20 protein-coding genes are annotated in these 15,728 nt (G+C 67.6%); 16 read left to right on the top strand and 4 right to left on the bottom strand.

From position 1 onward, the window contains the following. Window positions 1-5 precede the first annotated feature (5 nt). Window positions 6-800, bottom strand: coding sequence for a potassium channel family protein (locus AC1RJ9_RS07280; RefSeq protein WP_492838900.1), 795 nt, complete (start codon window positions 798-800; stop codon window positions 6-8). Between the two features lie 31 nt (window positions 801-831). Here AC1RJ9_RS07280 and dapF point away from each other — a divergent pair, with 31 nt between their 5' ends. The 3 genes from dapF to AC1RJ9_RS07295 all read left to right on the top strand — a co-directional run bounded on the left by dapF (window position 832) and on the right by AC1RJ9_RS07295 (window position 3,990). Further along, window positions 832-1,686, top strand: a complete 855-nt coding sequence (dapF, locus tag AC1RJ9_RS07285; RefSeq protein WP_492838898.1) for a diaminopimelate epimerase — start codon at window positions 832-834, stop codon at window positions 1,684-1,686. Between the two features lie 4 nt (window positions 1,687-1,690). After that, window positions 1,691-3,022, top strand: coding sequence for a tRNA (N(6)-L-threonylcarbamoyladenosine(37)-C(2))-methylthiotransferase MtaB (gene mtaB / locus AC1RJ9_RS07290; RefSeq protein ID WP_492838896.1), 1,332 nt, complete (start codon window positions 1,691-1,693; stop codon window positions 3,020-3,022). 74 nt (window positions 3,023-3,096) lie between these two features. Beyond that, entirely contained in the window at window positions 3,097-3,990 is an 894-nt protein-coding gene (locus tag AC1RJ9_RS07295) for an endonuclease/exonuclease/phosphatase family protein (protein WP_492838894.1), read from the top strand. A gap of 41 nt (window positions 3,991-4,031) precedes the next feature. Here the strand turns inward: AC1RJ9_RS07295 and AC1RJ9_RS07300 are convergent, their stop codons facing one another. Further along, a complete protein-coding gene (locus AC1RJ9_RS07300) occupies window positions 4,032-4,676 on the bottom strand; it encodes a trimeric intracellular cation channel family protein (RefSeq protein WP_492838892.1) in 645 nt (214 codons plus the stop codon). A 91-nt stretch (window positions 4,677-4,767) separates the two neighbouring features. Here AC1RJ9_RS07300 and ftsY point away from each other — a divergent pair, with 91 nt between their 5' ends. The 3 genes from ftsY (at window position 4,768) to AC1RJ9_RS07315 (ending at window position 6,981) form a co-directional block, all read left to right on the top strand. Further along, window positions 4,768-5,709 carry a signal recognition particle-docking protein FtsY gene (ftsY, locus tag AC1RJ9_RS07305; RefSeq protein WP_492838890.1) on the top strand — a complete coding sequence of 314 codons (942 nt, stop codon included), beginning with the start codon at window positions 4,768-4,770 and terminating at the stop codon, window positions 5,707-5,709. 3 nt (window positions 5,710-5,712) lie between these two features. After that, window positions 5,713-6,324: an inner membrane-spanning protein YciB gene (locus AC1RJ9_RS07310; protein ID WP_492838888.1), complete on the top strand. Its 612-nt coding sequence runs from the start codon at window positions 5,713-5,715 to the stop codon at window positions 6,322-6,324. A 105-nt stretch (window positions 6,325-6,429) separates the two neighbouring features. Continuing rightward, the gene (locus AC1RJ9_RS07315; RefSeq protein WP_125158908.1) at window positions 6,430-6,981 is read left to right on the top strand and encodes a MarR family winged helix-turn-helix transcriptional regulator; all 552 of its coding nucleotides are present in this window, start codon (window positions 6,430-6,432) and stop codon (window positions 6,979-6,981) included. 11 nt (window positions 6,982-6,992) lie between these two features. On the opposite strand, the gene AC1RJ9_RS07320 is transcribed toward AC1RJ9_RS07315, so the two are convergent. Then, window positions 6,993-7,268 carry a hypothetical protein gene (locus AC1RJ9_RS07320; protein WP_125158907.1) on the bottom strand — a complete coding sequence of 92 codons (276 nt, stop codon included), beginning with the start codon at window positions 7,266-7,268 and terminating at the stop codon, window positions 6,993-6,995. Window positions 7,269-7,386: 118 nt separating this feature from the next. Between AC1RJ9_RS07320 and AC1RJ9_RS07325 the strand changes: the two genes are divergently transcribed. Then, on the top strand, window positions 7,387-7,770 hold the full coding sequence (locus AC1RJ9_RS07325; protein WP_492838885.1) for a hypothetical protein: 384 nt from the start codon (window positions 7,387-7,389) through the stop codon (window positions 7,768-7,770). Between the two features lie 129 nt (window positions 7,771-7,899). Here the strand turns inward: AC1RJ9_RS07325 and AC1RJ9_RS07330 are convergent, their stop codons facing one another. After that, window positions 7,900-9,168, bottom strand: a complete 1,269-nt coding sequence (locus tag AC1RJ9_RS07330; RefSeq protein ID WP_492838883.1) for a cytochrome P450 — start codon at window positions 9,166-9,168, stop codon at window positions 7,900-7,902. A 146-nt stretch (window positions 9,169-9,314) separates the two neighbouring features. Here AC1RJ9_RS07330 and AC1RJ9_RS07335 point away from each other — a divergent pair, with 146 nt between their 5' ends. From AC1RJ9_RS07335 to ybeY, 9 genes are all read left to right on the top strand, one after another. Next, entirely contained in the window at window positions 9,315-9,908 is a 594-nt protein-coding gene (locus AC1RJ9_RS07335) for a NifU family protein (RefSeq protein WP_492838881.1), read from the top strand. A 79-nt stretch (window positions 9,909-9,987) separates the two neighbouring features. Then, window positions 9,988-10,575, top strand: a complete 588-nt coding sequence (locus AC1RJ9_RS07340; RefSeq protein WP_492838879.1) for a malonic semialdehyde reductase — start codon at window positions 9,988-9,990, stop codon at window positions 10,573-10,575. 77 nt (window positions 10,576-10,652) lie between these two features. Further along, on the top strand, window positions 10,653-11,306 hold the full coding sequence (locus AC1RJ9_RS07345; RefSeq protein ID WP_492838878.1) for a DUF1131 family protein: 654 nt from the start codon (window positions 10,653-10,655) through the stop codon (window positions 11,304-11,306). Between the two features lie 3 nt (window positions 11,307-11,309). Next, window positions 11,310-11,951 (top strand): tRNA (adenosine(37)-N6)-threonylcarbamoyltransferase complex dimerization subunit type 1 TsaB, encoded by a 642-nt coding sequence (tsaB, locus tag AC1RJ9_RS07350; RefSeq protein ID WP_492838877.1) that lies wholly within the window; start codon window positions 11,310-11,312, stop codon window positions 11,949-11,951. Further along, window positions 11,948-12,400 (top strand): ribosomal protein S18-alanine N-acetyltransferase, encoded by a 453-nt coding sequence (rimI, locus tag AC1RJ9_RS07355; protein WP_492838875.1) that lies wholly within the window; start codon window positions 11,948-11,950, stop codon window positions 12,398-12,400. Before tsaB ends, rimI begins: the two co-directional genes overlap by 4 nt. A gap of 44 nt (window positions 12,401-12,444) precedes the next feature. Continuing rightward, a complete protein-coding gene (locus AC1RJ9_RS07360) occupies window positions 12,445-12,852 on the top strand; it encodes a Fur family transcriptional regulator (protein WP_125158899.1) in 408 nt (135 codons plus the stop codon). Between the two features lie 63 nt (window positions 12,853-12,915). After that, window positions 12,916-14,283, top strand: a complete 1,368-nt coding sequence (miaB, locus tag AC1RJ9_RS07365; protein ID WP_492838874.1) for a tRNA (N6-isopentenyl adenosine(37)-C2)-methylthiotransferase MiaB — start codon at window positions 12,916-12,918, stop codon at window positions 14,281-14,283. Beyond that, a complete protein-coding gene (locus AC1RJ9_RS07370; protein WP_492838873.1) occupies window positions 14,280-15,224 on the top strand; it encodes a PhoH family protein in 945 nt (314 codons plus the stop codon). The genes miaB and AC1RJ9_RS07370 overlap by 4 nt, the downstream gene beginning before the upstream one ends. Before the next feature lie 36 nt (window positions 15,225-15,260). Further along, the gene (gene ybeY / locus AC1RJ9_RS07375; RefSeq protein WP_492839138.1) at window positions 15,261-15,728 is read left to right on the top strand and encodes an rRNA maturation RNase YbeY; all 468 of its coding nucleotides are present in this window, start codon (window positions 15,261-15,263) and stop codon (window positions 15,726-15,728) included.

Consider the following 15,728-nt stretch of genomic DNA (forward strand, 5'->3'; position numbering starts at 1 on the left):
GCCGATCACGCCCCGTCGTCCGGAATGTTCAGCAGGACACCGCAGGCCTTGCAGTGGACGGCGTCCGGATCGTGCCGGCGCAGGCCGCAGGCGTGGCACTGATAGACGACCTTGTGCGGCCGCAGGATCGACTGGATCAGGCCGATGAACAGCGACACGCCGCCCAGCATCACCGCCATCGACAACAGCTTGCCCCACACGCCCGGCAGGGTGACGTCGCCATAGCCGGTGGTCGTCAGGCTGGTGACGGTGAAATAGAGCGCGTCGACATACCCGCCGATCCCGTCGTGGCGGCCGGCGAAGCTGGAATAAACGAAGCCCGTGACCACGAAGACGAAGGTGACCAGCGAGCTGGCCGCCCGGGTGATGTCCTCGATCCGGGTGTCGTCGTAGCGCCGTCCGACCGTGCGCCAGAAGAACTCGCTGTGGATCAGGGTCCACAGGCGCAGCACCCGCAGGAAGCCGAAGTTGAACAGCCAGGCGGGAAACAGCAGGGTGGCCAGCACGAACAGGTCCAGCCAGACGATCGGCTTCCTGAGCCAGGACTTGATGTCCCCGTGCGCAACGGCGCGGGCGCTCAGGTCCAGCGCCAGGAAGGCCGCCACCCCGTAGTCGATCAGATAGAAGGTCAGGCCGTGCCGCTGCATCAGCGGGGCGGCGATGAAGAAAGCGATGATCGCCAGGTCGATCAGGATGATCCCGTAGCGGAACCGCACCGCGACCGGCGAGGCGCCGTGATAGAGGGCCCGCAATCGCGCGCGCAGGCGAAGGCCGGCGTGGTCCTGTTCGTCGCGGTGCATTTCGCTCTGCTTTCCACTATATAGCCCGGCTATGAGCCGCACCTTCCTGAAGATGAACGGGCTGGGCAACGACTTCGTCGTCATCGAGACCCAGACCCAGTCCTTTGAACCGACCCCCGAGGAGATCCGCGCGATCGCCAAACGGGGAGACGGCGGCGTGGGCTGCGATCAGGTCATCGCCATCGATCCGCCGAAGGCGGAGGGCGCGTCGGCCTATGTGCGCTTCTGGAATTCGGATGGCGAGGAGACCGGCGCCTGCGGCAACGGCGCCCGCTGCGTGGCGTGGCTCTTGATGCAGTCGTCCGGCAAGGACGCCGTGGCGTTCGACACCGTGGCGGGCCGCCTGTCTGGCGTCGCGGCGGGCGAGAAGCTGGTGACGGTCGACATGGGGGTCCCGGGCCTGGACTGGACGCAGATTCCACTGTCCGAAGAGATGAACACCGAGCGGGTCGAGCTGCAGGTCGGTCCGATCGACGCGCCGCTGGTGCATACGCCGGTCTGCGTCTCGATGGGCAATCCGCACGTGGTGTTCTTCGTCGACGCCCCGGTCAGCGACGCCTTCGCCACGGGCACGGGCTCGCTGGTCGAGCATCACCCGCTGTTCCCGGAAGGCGTCAATGTCGGCTTTGCACACATCGCGGCGCGCGATCATATCCAGCTTAAGGTCTGGGAACGGGGCGCGGGCCTGACCGCCGCTTGTGGCACCGGCGCCTGCGCGGCCCAGGTCGCCGCCGTGCGTCGCGGCCTGACCGACCGCAAGGCGCGCGTCCAGTTCGAGACCGGCTCGCTGGTCATCGAATGGCGCGAGAGCGACGGTCACGTGATCATGACCGGCCCGGTCAGCATGGATTTCGCCGGCAAGCTGCCGGAGCGGGTCGCGGCTTGAGGTCATGACCACCTACACCGTCATCAAGGCGACGCCGAAGCCCAGGCCGGAAGCGGGCGAGGAGGGCGGTCCAGCCACGACCATGTCTGGCCCGGACGGCGTCGACGTCGTCACCTTCGGCTGCCGCCTGAACGCCTATGAGAGCGAGGCCATGCGAGCCCGCGCCGCCGCCGACGGTCTGTCCGACGCGGTGGTGTTCAACACCTGCGCCGTGACCAACGAGGCCGTGCGTCAGGCCCGTCAGGCGATCCGCAAGGCGCGCCGCGAGCGGCCGGGCGCGCGGATCATCGTCACCGGCTGCGCCGCCCAGGTCGATCCGGCCGCCTTCGCCGCCATGCCCGAAGTCGACCTCGTGCTGGGCAACGCCGAAAAGGCCGCGCCGGGCGCGATGACGGACACGACCGCCCGGGTGCGGGTCAACGACATCATGTCGATCAAGGAGACCGCCGGTCACCTGATCGACGGCCTGAAGGATCGCGCCCGGGCCTATGTCGAGGTCCAGAACGGCTGCGATCACCGCTGCACCTTCTGCATCATCCCCTATGGTCGCGGCAATTCGCGCTCGGCGCCGGCCGGCGAGGTCGTCGAGCAGGTTCGCAAGCTGGCCGCCGAGGGCTATCGCGAGGTGGTGCTGACCGGCGTCGACGTCACCTCGTGGGGCGCGGATCTGCCGGGCCAGCCGACCCTGGGCCAACTGGTCGGCCGCATCCTGCGCATGGTCCCGGACCTGCCCAGGCTGCGGCTCTCGTCGATCGACGCGGCCGAGATCGATCCTGACCTGTTCAAGCTGCTCGAGACCGAGCCGCGTCTGATGCCGTACCTGCACCTCAGCTTGCAGGCGGGCGACAATATGATCCTCAAGCGCATGAAGCGCCGCCACAGTCGGGAGGACGCGCTGAAGCTGGTGGCCGAGGTGCGCCGCGTGCGTCCGGACACCGCCTTCGGCGCCGACCTGATCGCCGGTTTCCCCACCGAGACCGAAGAGGCGTTCCAGAACACGCTGGACCTGGTCGAGGAGGCGGGTCTGGCCTTCCTGCACGTCTTCCCCTACAGCGCCCGCCCCGGCACCCCGGCCGCGCGGATGCCGCCGGTGAAGGGTCCGCTGATCAAGGCGCGCGCCAAGCGCCTGCGCGAAGCCGGCCAGCGCGGCCTGGAGCGCCACCTGCAACGCCAGATCGGCCGCACCCTGCCGGGCTTGGTCGAACGGGAAGGCGTCGCCCGCGCCGACGACTTCACCGAGATCCGCTTCACCGGCGCCGCGCCGCTGGGCGAGATTGTAACCTTCACGATCACCGGCCATGACGGGGCTCACGTCATAGCGGAGCGTGCAAACTGATCCGGTCAGCCTGGGCCCTTCTGGCGCTTTGCCTGCTGACGGCCGCGCCGGCGCGCGCCGACGAGCCCAAGCCGGTGACGCTCAGCGTCATGACCTACAATATCGAGGGCCTGCCCTCGCTGGTCCGCAAGGGTCGCGGGACGGCGCTGAAGCAGATCGGCCACGAGCTGGCCGCCATGCGCGCCAAGGGCAAGGAGCCGGACGTCGTCCTGATCCAGGAGGGCTTTCGCGACGAGACCTGGGATCTGATCGACGAGAGCGGCTATCCGTACGTCGCGCGGGGGCCGCGCAAGGGTCAGCGCGACGAGAATTACCTGAAGAGCGAGAAGACCGACTACCGGCGCGTGAAGTATCGCCGCCAGGGCGAGGGCTGGGGCAAGTGGGGCTCCAGCGGCCTGTGGGTGCTGTCCAACCATCCGATCGACTGGGTCAAGTCGCACGCCTACCGTTACTGCGCGGGCCTGGATTGCCTGGCCAACAAGGGGGTGATGCTGGTCTCGATCCAGGTCGCCGGCCTGCCGACCTCGGTCGAGATCGCCGACACCCACATGAATTCGCACGGGGCTTCGAAGGTGCCGCGCAAGCGCTACAACGAGGCCCACGCCCTGCAGACCCAGGAGCTGGGCCGGTTCCTGCAGGCCAGCCGCACGCCCGGCGCGCCGCTGATCGTCGGCGGCGACTTCAATGTCCGCCGCTCGCCCGACCGCTTCGACAAGATGATGAGCGACTACCCCTTCGTGGTGGTCAGCCGCTGGTGCCACGAGAACCCGGGCGCGTGCGACACCCAGATCTCCTACACGGGCGAGGCGCCGTGGCTGAACACCCAGGACCTGATCGGCTTCCTGGGCGGCGACGCGGTCGAGGTCACGCCCAGAGCGGTCGAGGCCACCTTCGATGGCGCGGACGAGCCGGTGCTGTCCGATCACAACGGCTACAAGGTCACCTTCAGGCTGACTCCGAAGGGGTAGGGACATCCTGCTTCAGGTCAGGCGGTCGAGGCCGCCAGAGGTCAGGCGTCGCGGGCCTCTTCTTCTCCCGCGAAGCCTGGCAGGCTCCAGCCGAACTTGATCGCGCAGGCCCGCAGCCCGAACGCGGCGACGAACCCCGTGACGCCCGCCGGCCAGAACGGCGCGCCCAGCAGCTGCAGCACCGCGAACACGCTCGCCCCCAGCAAGGCGGCGGTGATGTAGATCTCGCGGCGCAGCAGCAGGTTCGGCTCCTCGGCCAGGACGTCGCGGATCACGCCGCCGAAGGCGGTGGTCAGCACGCCCATGACCACGGCGCTGAACGGGTGGACGCCCAGGCCCAGGGCCTTGGCGGTGCCGACCACGGCGTAGGCGGCCATGCCCAGAGCGTCGAGCCAGAGGAGGGCGCGGAACCGCCATCCGCGTTTGCCCAGCAGCCAGACCACCGTGGCGGCCGCCAGGCAGGCGATGATGTAGCCCGGCCGCTGCACCCAGAAGACCGGCGCGCCGATCAGCAGGTCGCGCAGGGTGCCGCCGCCCACGCCGGTGATGGCGGCGAAGAATCCGAAGGTGATGATGTCATGCTTGCGTCGGGCGGCCGCGAGGGCGCCCGTTGCCCCGAAAACGGCCACGGCGGCGTAGTCGAGCCAGAAAAGCGCCGCGCCCAGTGGGTCAAGTTGCAAGTCCATGCCCTTTCTTCGCACGCGTTGCGCGACCGCGCTAACCTCGCGCCGGTAATCTCTGATTTACACTTTCGCCCGTTCCACTAAAGGGGCGCGGATGAGCGAGAAGCCCGAACAGAAAAAAGGCTGGTTCCAGCGCCTGACGTCCGGCCTGACCCGGTCGTCCCAGCAGATGACGGACCAGGTCACCGGGGTCTTCACCAAGAAGCCCTTGGACCAGGAACAGCTGGACGCGCTGGAAGAGATGCTGATCGAGGCCGATCTCGGTCCGCAGATCGCCGCCCGCATCACCGAGGCCTTCGGCAAGTCGCGCTTCGGCAAGTCGTCGACCGACGACGAGGTCAAGGAAGCCCTGGCCGAGTTGATCGCCGCCGAGCTGGCCGATCGCCAGGGCGATTTCGACCCGCTGAGCGGTCCGCGCCCCTATGTGGTGCTGTTCATCGGCGTCAATGGTTCGGGCAAGACCACCACCCTGGGCAAGATCGCCGCCGACCTGACCGAGAAGGGCGCCCGCGTCCTGATCGCCGCCGGCGACACCTTCCGCGCCGCCGCCGTCGAGCAACTGAAGGTCTGGGCCGATCGGGCCGGGGCCGACTTCATGTCCAAGCCCACCGGCTCCGACGCCGCCGCCCTGGCCTACGAGGCCGTCGAGCGCGCCAAGGCCGAGCACTACGACGTGGTGCTGATCGACACCGCCGGCCGCCTGCAGAACAAGCAGGGCCTGATGGACGAGCTGCTCAAGGTCATCCGTGTCGTGAAGAAGGTCGATCCCGACTATCCGCACGAGACCCTGCTGGTGCTGGACGCCACGGTCGGCCGCAACGCCCTGGCCCAGGAGAAGATCTTCGGCAACCAGGTTGGCGTGTCCGGGATTGTCATGACCAAGCTGGACGGCACCGCGCGCGGCGGGGTGCTGGTGCCGGTGGCGCGCGCCTCCGACAGCCCGATCAAGCTGATCGGCGTCGGCGAGGGCGTGGAAGACCTGCAACCGTTCGACGCCCGCGCCTTTTCGCGCTCCCTCGTCGGCCTGAAGGACTGATCCGTGAGCGAAGCGTCCGCAGAGACTCCGAAGAAGAGCAACGGCTGGGTCCGGACGGTCGTCGACTACGGCGCGGCCATTGCCTTCGGCGTCGCCTATTTCGTCACCAAGGATTTCCAGAAGGCCACCTGGGTGTTGGTCGCCGCCTCGGCCGCGGCCCTGGCCATCGGCTTCGCGGTCGAGCGGCGCCTGGCCCTGCTGCCGCTGTTCTTCGGCGGGATGGCGCTGATTTTCGGCGCGCTGGGCCTGATCTTCCACTCCGACGTGTTCGTGAAGATCAAGGTCACGGTGATCAACCTGGCCCTGGCCGGCTTCCTGTTCGGCGGCGTCTTCACCGGCCGCCAGCCGCTGAAGCTGATCATGGGCGAGGCCCTGCACCTGTCCGACGCGGCCTGGCGCACCCTGACCCTGCGCTACGGCGGCTATTTCGGCGTCGTGGCTCTGTTGAACGAGATCGTCCGCAATACCCAGGACACCGACACCTGGGTGAAGTTCCGCCTTGGTCTCTTGCCTTTGGCGCTTGTGTTCGTCGCCACCCAGGTGCCGTTCATGATGAAACACATGGCCAAGGGCGACGAGCCGGCCGCGGTCGAGCCGCCGGACGCCGGTTTCTAGAGGCGCCGTTTCCGCCGTCCACGGACCGTTGTCGTCAAATCGACGTGTAAAGGTGCTACCGTTCGTCCGTCGGCCGAGCACGGCCTGCGGAAACGGGGCGCGAGCATGGCCAAGAGCAAGGGCGAAAAGACGGTCGGGGGTCTCCTGGAGCGCTCGCCCAGCCACCTGCTTCACCGGGTCCTGCAACTGGCGCTCGACATCTACGCCGAGGAGTGCGGCGAGGCCGGGGTCACCCAGCGCCAGTTCGCCGTGCTGGCCGCCGTGGCCGAGAACGAGGGCGTCACCCAGACGGCCCTGGTCCGCGCCACCGGCATCGACCGCTCGACCCTGGCCGACATGGTCGCCCGCATGATCACCAAGGGTCACCTGGAGCGCCAGCGCTCCAGCGAGGACGCCCGCGCCAACAGCGTCCGCCTGACCGACGCCGGCCGCGAGGCCCTGGAGGCCATCCGTCCGATGGTCGGCATGGCCGACGCGCGTATCCTGGCCCTGCTGAAGCCCGGCAAGCGCGAGGGCTTCCTGGATCTGCTGTCGGACATGGCCGGCGCCGAGCTGCACCCGGCCGAACCGGAGCCCAAGGCCAAGAAGCCGAAGGCCGAAAAACCCAAGAAGGACAAGAAGCCCAAGAAGGACAAGGCCGCGAAGAAGGCGGCCTGAGCCTCTCTGGGCTAGACCACGATATTCAGCAGCGAGCCGGGGCGCAGGATCCTCGTGGGCTGGGCGTCCGGCTGCACGAACGGCTTCTGCGGCGCCTGGCGCTGTTGCGGCTGGGCCATGGTCTGCATCTGCACCGTCGACGGCGCGACGGCCGGACGGGTCGGGGCCGCGTCGCCCAGGGCCTGCTGGAAGAACGCCGCGCGTGTCTGCGCCGCCGGACCCGTAGCGGGGGCGGAAGCGGGTTTCGACGGGACGGACGGCCAGCCGGCCGGGCGAACGTTGCTCATGACGCGAACTGTAACATGGTTAACAGAGGTTCGGCGAGTATGGTCAACGCCGCGTTAACGCGATAGCTCCGCGACCTGAGAGCGCACCCCCGCGCGAGACATGACGTCTGGAGACCCCGTGAGCCGGCAGAAGATAATCTTCCTGATCGTCCTGGTCGTGGTCGGGCTGTTCATCGCCTCGATGGTCGGCTCGATGATGCCCAGCAAGCAGGTCCTGCCGAATGGCTACCAGGTCTCGGTCGGCGGCAAGGGCGAGACCTGGCTCCGGTCGCCCGACCGCCAGACCCTGGTGACCGACGTGAGCTCGGTCTGGATCTCCGCCGACCGGATGCTGGTGGAGCGGCATGCGACCGACGAGAAGCCGCCGTTCGAGCTTCTCGATTGCGACTACCAGGTCGCGGAGGGGCGCGGCGCCTTGCATCCGGTCGCCAAGGCCGAGGCGCTGGCCATGCTGGCGGGCCTGGAGCGTCAGGCCGTGTCGCCCAAAACCTGCGTGAAATAGCGCCTGGAGCCCTTTAGCTTCAGGTGGCGTCACCTAAAGCTAAAGGGATATAAATATTTGATTCTATAGCCTTTCGTCCCGTTAGGCGGCTCCGCTAAACGGGACAGGCCTTAGGTGCGCGGCGGCCGGCTAAAGCCGCTCCGGGATCCGCACCATCATCCGCTCGTAGCCCTTCACGAAGGTCGAATAGACTCGCTTGGGCTCTTCCAGCACCTCGATCCGGGGGAAGCGCTTGAGGATCTCTTCCCAGACGATCTTCAGCTGCATCTCGGCCAGGCGATTGCCGACGCAGCGGTGGATGCCGAAGCCGAACGACAGGTGACGGCGGGCGCTGGGCCGGTCGATGATGAAGGCGTCGGCGTTCTCGATCACCGTGTCGTCGCGGTTGCCCGAGACGTACCACATGACGACCTTGTCGCCCTTCTTGATGGTCTTGCCGCCCAGCTCGTAGTCCTCCAGCGCCGTGCGGCGCATGTGGGCCAGCGGGGTCTGCCAGCGAATGATCTCCGAGACCATGTTCGGGATCAGGCTGGGGTCGGCGCGCAGCTTGGCCTCTTCCTGCGGATTCTTGGACAGGGCGTAGAGACCGCCGGTCAGCGAGTTGCGGGTCGTGTCGTTGCCGCCGACAATCAGCAGGATGACGTTGCCCAGATACTCCATCGGCGGCATGTCGCGGGTGGCCTCGCCGTGAGCCAGCATCGAGATCAGGTCGTTGCCCGGCTCGGTCTGGTTGACCCGCTCGTTCCACAGATTGGTGAAGTAGCCCAGGCACTCCAGCAGTTCGGCGCGGCGGGCGTCCTCGCTCTCGATGATGCCGCTCTCGGGCGAGGCGGTGGCCACGTCCGACCAGCGGGTCAGCTTGCGGCGCTCTTCCCAGGGGAAGTCGAACAGAGTGGCCAGCATCTGGGTGGTCAGCTCGATCGAGACCTTGTCGACCCAGTCGAACGGCTCGTCGATCGGCAGGTTGTCGAGGATCTGGCAGACCCGTTCGCGGATGACGCCTTCCAGCCGGCCCAGGTTCTGCGGCGAGACGATCGGGCTGACCGTCTTGCGCTGGATGTCGTGCTTGGGCTGGTCCATGGCGATGAACATCGGCAGGACGAAGTCCTCGTCGAAGTCGCGGATGGTGATGCCGCCCAGGTGCGCGTCCGACGAGAAGACCTGATGGGTCGTGTCGACGGTCATGATGTCGTTGTAGCGGGTGATCGACCAGTAGGGGCCTGTCTCCTCGTCGCCCTTGGAATAGTGGACGGGGTCTTCTTTCCGCAGCCGCTCGAAATAGGGCCACATGGCGTCGGCCTGGAACAGGGCCGGGCTGGCCACGTGGATGTCTTCCAGGGGCATCGCGTAGGCTTCAGCCCGCGCGGCTTCCTTCAGGTCAACCGAACCATCGCTCATCTTCAGGATCCTCCCGCGGACCATTGTTATTCCGCCATACCGCCAGAAAATGACGCCTGTGTCACTTTTAAAATTCGCCGGTCTACGGTCTTGTGAACGCGGCGGCCGGTCTTGCGTCACGACCTCGCGAGGTCCATTTCAGAGTCATGTTCATTCAGACCGAAACCACCCCGAACCCCGAGGTCCTGAAGTTCCTGCCCGGCCGCGAAGTGCTGGGCTCAAATACTTCAGGCGGGGGCGCGCGAGAATTCCGCACCCCGGAAGAGGGCGATGTCTCGCCGTTGGCCAAGGCCCTGTTCGACCTGGGCGACGTGACGCGGGTGTTCTTCGGTCCCGATTTCCTGACCGTGACCAAGGGCGAGGACGCCCAGTGGCCGCACCTGAAGGCGCCGATCCTGGCGGCCATCATGGACCACTTCACCAGCGGTCGGCCGGTCCTGCTCGACCAGAGCGCCAATGGTGGTGGCGGCCACGACGAGGACGGCGTCTATGACGAGGAGACCTCGCAGATCGTCGCCGAGATCAAGGAACTGCTCGACACCCGCATCCGTCCCGCCGTGGCCCAGGACGGCGGCGACATCGTCTTCTCGCGCTTCGAGCCGCAGACCGGCGTGGTCTGGCTGCACATGCGCGGCGCCTGCTCGGGCTGCCCGTCCTCGTCGGCGACCCTGAAGGCCGGCGTCGAGAACATGCTCAAGCACTATGTGCCGGAAGTGACCCGGGTCGAGCAGACGCTCTGAGCGCGAAGGGTTGATCCCGTCGCGTGGGCGGCTATATCGTAACCCATAGAGTTACAGATAGCCTCCCGAAGGATCGATCATGGCCAAGCTCGAAGACGGCGCGCTCGCCCAGCTGTTCACCGAAGCCCGCACCCGCAACGGCTGGGACCCGACCCCCCTGCCGGAAGAGACGCTGCACGCGCTGTACGAGCTGGTGAAGTTCGGCCCGACAGCCGCCAACGCCAGCCCGGCCCGCTTCTATTTCCTGACCTCGCCGGAGGCCAAGGAGCGCCTGGCCAAGCTCGCGTCGGGCTCGAACGCGCCGAAGATCCTGCAGGCGCCGGTGACGGTGATCGTCGGCTACGACCTCGATTTCCCGGAAACCCTGCCGAAGCTGTTCCCGCACGCCCCGGGCGCCAAGGACTGGTTCAGCGACATGACGGCCCGTGAGTGGGGCGCGCTGCGCAACAGCTCGCTGCAGGGCGGCTATCTGATCCTGGGCGCGAGAGCCCTTGGCCTGGACGCCGGTCCGATGTCAGGCTTCGACAACGCCGGCGTCGACGCCGAGTTCTTCGCGGGCACGAACATCAAGAGCAACTTCATCGTCTCGATCGGCCACGGCACGGACGAGGGCCTGTTCCCGCGCAATCCGCGTCTCGCCTTCGACGAGGCGGCGAAGATTCTTTGACTTTGAAGTGACAGCCTCCTGTCGGCTTTGCCGACAGGTTGGGTGACGGCGGAGGGGCGTCGGGTTAAAACGCCCGCATGACCCTCCGCCACACCCTCCTCGCCCTACCGCTCGTGCTGCTCGCCGCCTGCGGGCCGGCCAAGAAGGACGAGACTCAGCCCGCTCCTGGCGCGACGCCCGCCGCCGAGACTGGCGCGAAAGCCCCCGTGCGTGTCGCCATCGCGCCCTATGCCGGCGGCCCGCTGAAAGTCGGCAACGACGGTGTCGGTCCGATCAACAGCTCGGTCGCCTTCGATCTGGCCACGTTGAAGGTGCTGTTCCCCAAGGCCAAGGTCGAGCAGGCCTTCATGCACTTCGGCGAAGGCCCAGCCCAGCCGATCATCACTGTCGAGCAGGACAACACGCCCTTGGCCGAGATCGGCAAGAACGACGAGGCCGAGATCGCCTATGTCCGGGTCGACGCCGGCGATGCACGGGGCCCCAAGGACGAGCAGCTCCTGGCCAAGTGGGCCGGCCTCGGCTTCACCGTCGACCAGTGCCGGGCCGGCGAAGGCCGCGAGATCAACCAGACGATCTGCGTCCGTCCCGAGGCCCCGAACGTCTCCTACGTGTTCGGCGTCCCCGGCTACACCGGCAAGGCCGTGCCGCCCGAGGCGACCCTGAAGGCCAAGGGTCAGCTGAATGCGTTCATCTGGCGTCCGGCCGAAGGCGCGGTCGTCGGCGCCGGCTGATCCATGATCCTGTCGATTGACACCTGTCTCGGCGCCAGCTCGGTCGCCGTGCTGGACGGCGAGCGCGTGCTGGCCGCCCGAAGCGAGCCCATGACCCGCGGCCATCAGGAGCGGATCGGCGTCCTGGCGCGCGAGGCGGCCGCCGAGGCCGGCGTGGCCTTTACGGATCTGACCCGCATCGGCGTGACGGTCGGCCCCGGCTCGTTCACCGGACTGCGCGTGGGCCTGGCCTTCGCCAAGGGCCTGGCCACGGCGCTGTCGATCCCGTGTGTCGGCGTCAACACGCTGGAGAGTCTGGCGTTCGGCCACAAGGGCTTCGTCGCCGCCGTCATCGACGCGCGGATGAACCAGGTCTATATCCAGGTCTTCGCCGACGGCGCCTCGCTGATGGCGCCGGACGCCCTGGGCCTTGGCGAGGCCGCCGCGCGCCTGGCCGAGCTCTATTCCGGCGGCCCCGCGACCTTGGTCGGCTCCGGCGCGCCGCTGCTGGCCGACACGCTGAGCGGCGTCACCGTGCTGACCCTGGCCGCGCCGGATCCCGTCGCCGTCGCACGCCTGGCCGCCGCCAAGCCCACGCCGAGCCATTCGCCCCGGCCGCTCTATCTGCGCGCGCCCTACGCGACCTTGCCGGCCGCCCAATCATGAACCTGCGTCCCGTCGGCTCCGAAGCCGCTTTCGATCTCGCCGATCTCCACGACAAGGCCTTCGACCGGCCCTGGACGGCGCCGGAGTTCGACGACCTTTTGAAATCCCCCGGCGCTTTCGCCGTTCTGGGCGAGGCCGGTGAGCCGGCCGAAAGCAAGGGCTTCATCCTGTGCCGCTCGATCGCCGGCGAGGCCGAGATCCTGACCATCGCCGTCGATCCGGCCGCCCGCCGTCGCGGCTGGGGCGCGGCGCTGGTGGAAATCGCCGCCGGAATCGCCGCCGAGACGGGGGCCGAGGCGATGTTCCTGGAGGTCGCCACGGACAATCTGGCGGCCATCGCCCTCTACCAGACGACCGGTTTCGCCAAGGTCGGCCTGCGCAAGGGCTATTATCCCCACCCGGATGGGGCCAAGGACGCGCTTGTCATGCGGCGGGCGCTTAACACTTAAGGGCCGACCGCCTATCTTGCCGCGACTCAAGACGGAGCTCCGCCGTGGATCGACTCGAAAAGGCCTGTATCGAAAAGGGCATGCGCATGACGGACCAGCGCCGCGTGATCGCGCGCGTGCTGTCGTCGGCCGACGACCACCCGGACGTCGAGGAACTGCACCGCCGGGCCCACGCCATCGACCCGCACATCTCGATCGCCACGGTCTACCGTACGGTCCGCCTGTTCGAGGAAAGCGGCATCATCGAGCGCCACGACTTCCGTGACGGTCGCTCGCGCTACGAAGAGACGCCCGATCATCACCATGACCACCTGATCGACATGAAGACCGGCAAGGTCGTCGAATTCGTGGACGAGGAGATCGAGGCCCTGCAGAACGCCATCGCCCGCAAGCTGGGCTACAAGCTGATCGACCACCGGCTGGAGCTCTACGGCGTTCCGCTGGAGGATTGATCCGGCGACGGTGTGACCCTGGCGAACTTGCGCCAGGGGCCGCGTGACCCCATAACCTCGCCCATGAGCGAGACCCCGCAAAAGCGCCTCTATATCAAGACCTACGGCTGTCAGATGAACGTCTACGACAGCGAGCGCATGGCCGATGTCCTGCGCCCGCTGGGCTATGGCGTGGTCGACGACCCGGAAGGCGCGGACCTGGTGGTGCTGAACACCTGCCACATCCGCGAGAAGGCGACCGAGAAGGTCTATTCCGAGCTCGGCTATATCAAGCAGATGAAGGACCGGAAGGCCGAGAGCGGCGGTCGCATGACCATCGCCGTGGCCGGTTGTGTCGCCCAGGCCGAAGGCGTTCAGATCATGCAAAGGCAGAAGGCGGTCGATCTGGTGGTGGGGCCTCAGGCCTATCACCAGCTGCCCGAGCTGATCGCCCGCGCCCACCGGGCGACCGGCGAGCGCCTGGCCGCCGACTTCGCCGCCGACGAGAAGTTCGACGCCCTGCCGGCCGAGCGCCACGTCACGGGCGTGACCGCGTTCCTCACCGTGCAGGAAGGCTGCGACAAGTTCTGCACCTTCTGCGTGGTGCCCTATACGCGCGGCGGCGAATGGTCGCGGCCGGTCAACGACATCGTCGAGGAGGCCAAGCAATTGGCCGGGAAGGGCGTGCGCGAAGTCACCCTGCTGGGCCAGAACGTCAACGCCTATGACGGCGACGGCTCCACCCTGGCCAAGCTGGTTCGCCGGCTGGCTCACATCGATGGCCTGGACCGCATCCGCTACACCACCAGCCACCCGCGGGACATGGGCGAGGACCTGATCGAGGCCCACGGCGAGCTGCCGGAGCTGATGCCCTACCTCCACCTGCCCGTGCAGGCGGGCTCGGACAAGATCCTCAAGGCCATGAACCGCGATCATACGGCCGAGAGCTATGTGAAGCTGATCGAGAAGATCCGCGCGGCGCGACCGGACATCGCCATGAGCGGCGACTTCATCGTCGGCTTCCCCGGCGAGCGCGACGGCGATTTCGAGAAGACCCTGGAGCTGGTCCGTGAGGTCGGCTTCGCCAGCGCCTTCTCGTTCAAGTATTCGCGCCGTCCGGGGACGCCGGCCTCGGCGATGCCCGGCCAGGTCGACGAGGCGGTCAAGGCCGAGCGCCTGGAGCGCCTGAACCAACTGCTGGACGAGCAGCAGCGCGCCTTCAACACCAGCCAGGTCGGCAAGGTGATGCCGGTGCTGTTCGAGAAGTCGGGCCGCCACCCTGGCCAGATCGTGGGGCGCAGCCCATATCTGCAGGCCGTCCACGCCGAGGGCCCCGAAAGCCTGATCGGTAGGATCGCGCCTGTCCGCATCGAAAGCGCCGCCAAGATGAGCTTGGCGGGCGTTCTGGAAACCCAACCCGACACGATCCAGCCCATTTGGGAGACCGCTTGAGCCGCACCCCTGAGTTCCTGCCGCTGTCCGATGACGCCGTCGTCGCCGTTACCGGCCCGTCCGGCCGTCACGCCGCCCTGATCGAAGACGCCTTCAAGGTGCTGATCGAGACCCCGGGCGGCGGCGTCACCATCACCGGCGACGCGCGCGGCCGCACCGGCGCCAAGCGGGTGCTGCAGACCCTGGCCGCCCGCGCCGACGCCGGCGAGGAGGTGGTCGAGGCCGACGTGCGCATCGCCATCGGCTCGGCCCACGAGACTGGCGGCCAGGCCTCGCCCCGCGCGGTGCGCAAGGGCAATGTCTCGCCCAAGACCAAGGGCCAGGCCCGCTACATGGAGGCCATGGCCAGCCATCCGCTGAGCTTTGGCCTCGGTCCCGCCGGCACCGGCAAGACCTTCCTGGCCGTGGCCCATGGGGCGGGCATGCTGATGCGCGGCGAGGTCGATCGCCTGATCGTCACCCGTCCCGCCGTCGAGGCCGGCGAGAAGCTGGGCTTCCTGCCGGGCGACCTGAACGAGAAGGTCGATCCCTACATGGCGCCGGTCTGGGAGGCTCTGACCGACATCATGGGGGCCGATCAGCTGCGTCGGCGCCGGGAAAAGCTGGAGATCGAGGTCGCCCCGATCGCCTTCATGCGCGGCCGCACGCTGGCGCACGCCTTCGTCATCGTCGACGAGGCCCAGAACTGTTCGCGCCTGCAGATGAAGATGGTTTTGACCCGCCTGGGCGAAGGCGCGCGCATGGTGGTGACCGGCGATCCGACCCAGGTCGATCTTCTGAACCCGCGGGATTCGGGCCTGGCCCATGCCGTCTCGATCCTGGAGGGGGTCGAGGGCGTGTCGGTGTCGCGCTTCACCTCGGCCGACGTCGTCCGCCATCCGCTCGTCGAGCGGATCGTCAAGGCCTATGACGCCGACGCGGCCCAAAGCACGCCCAGGTAAATGAGTACGCCCCGCTAGATGACCATCACCGTCGACATCGAGATCGAAGACGAGGCCTGGACCAGGGCGCAAGCCGATACGGAGGCCCTGGTCTGGCGCGCGGCCCAGGCCGTGCTGGACGCGCACGAGGACATCGAAGGCCAGGGGATCGTGATCCTGCTGACCGACGACGACAGCGTCCAGGCCCTGAACCGCGACTTCCGCCAGAAGGACTACGCGACCAACGTCCTGTCCTTCCCCTCGCCGCAAAATCCGGAAGCCAACCCCGAGGGTCAGATCGGCGACATCGCCCTGGCTTATGGCGTCTGCGCCCGTGAAGCGGCCGAGCAGGGCAAGTCCCTGGCCCACCATCTGCAACATCTGGTGGCGCATGGCGTGCTTCATCTCCTAGGATACGACCACAAGGACGACGAAGAGGCGGAGGCCATGGAGTCGTTCGAGCGCGAAATTCTGGCGGGTCTGGACGTTCCGGACCCTTATGCCGGTGATGAAGAGGGGCGCTGA

The sequence above is a fragment of the Caulobacter sp. GW822-FHT07D08 genome, from assembly GCF_058798735.1.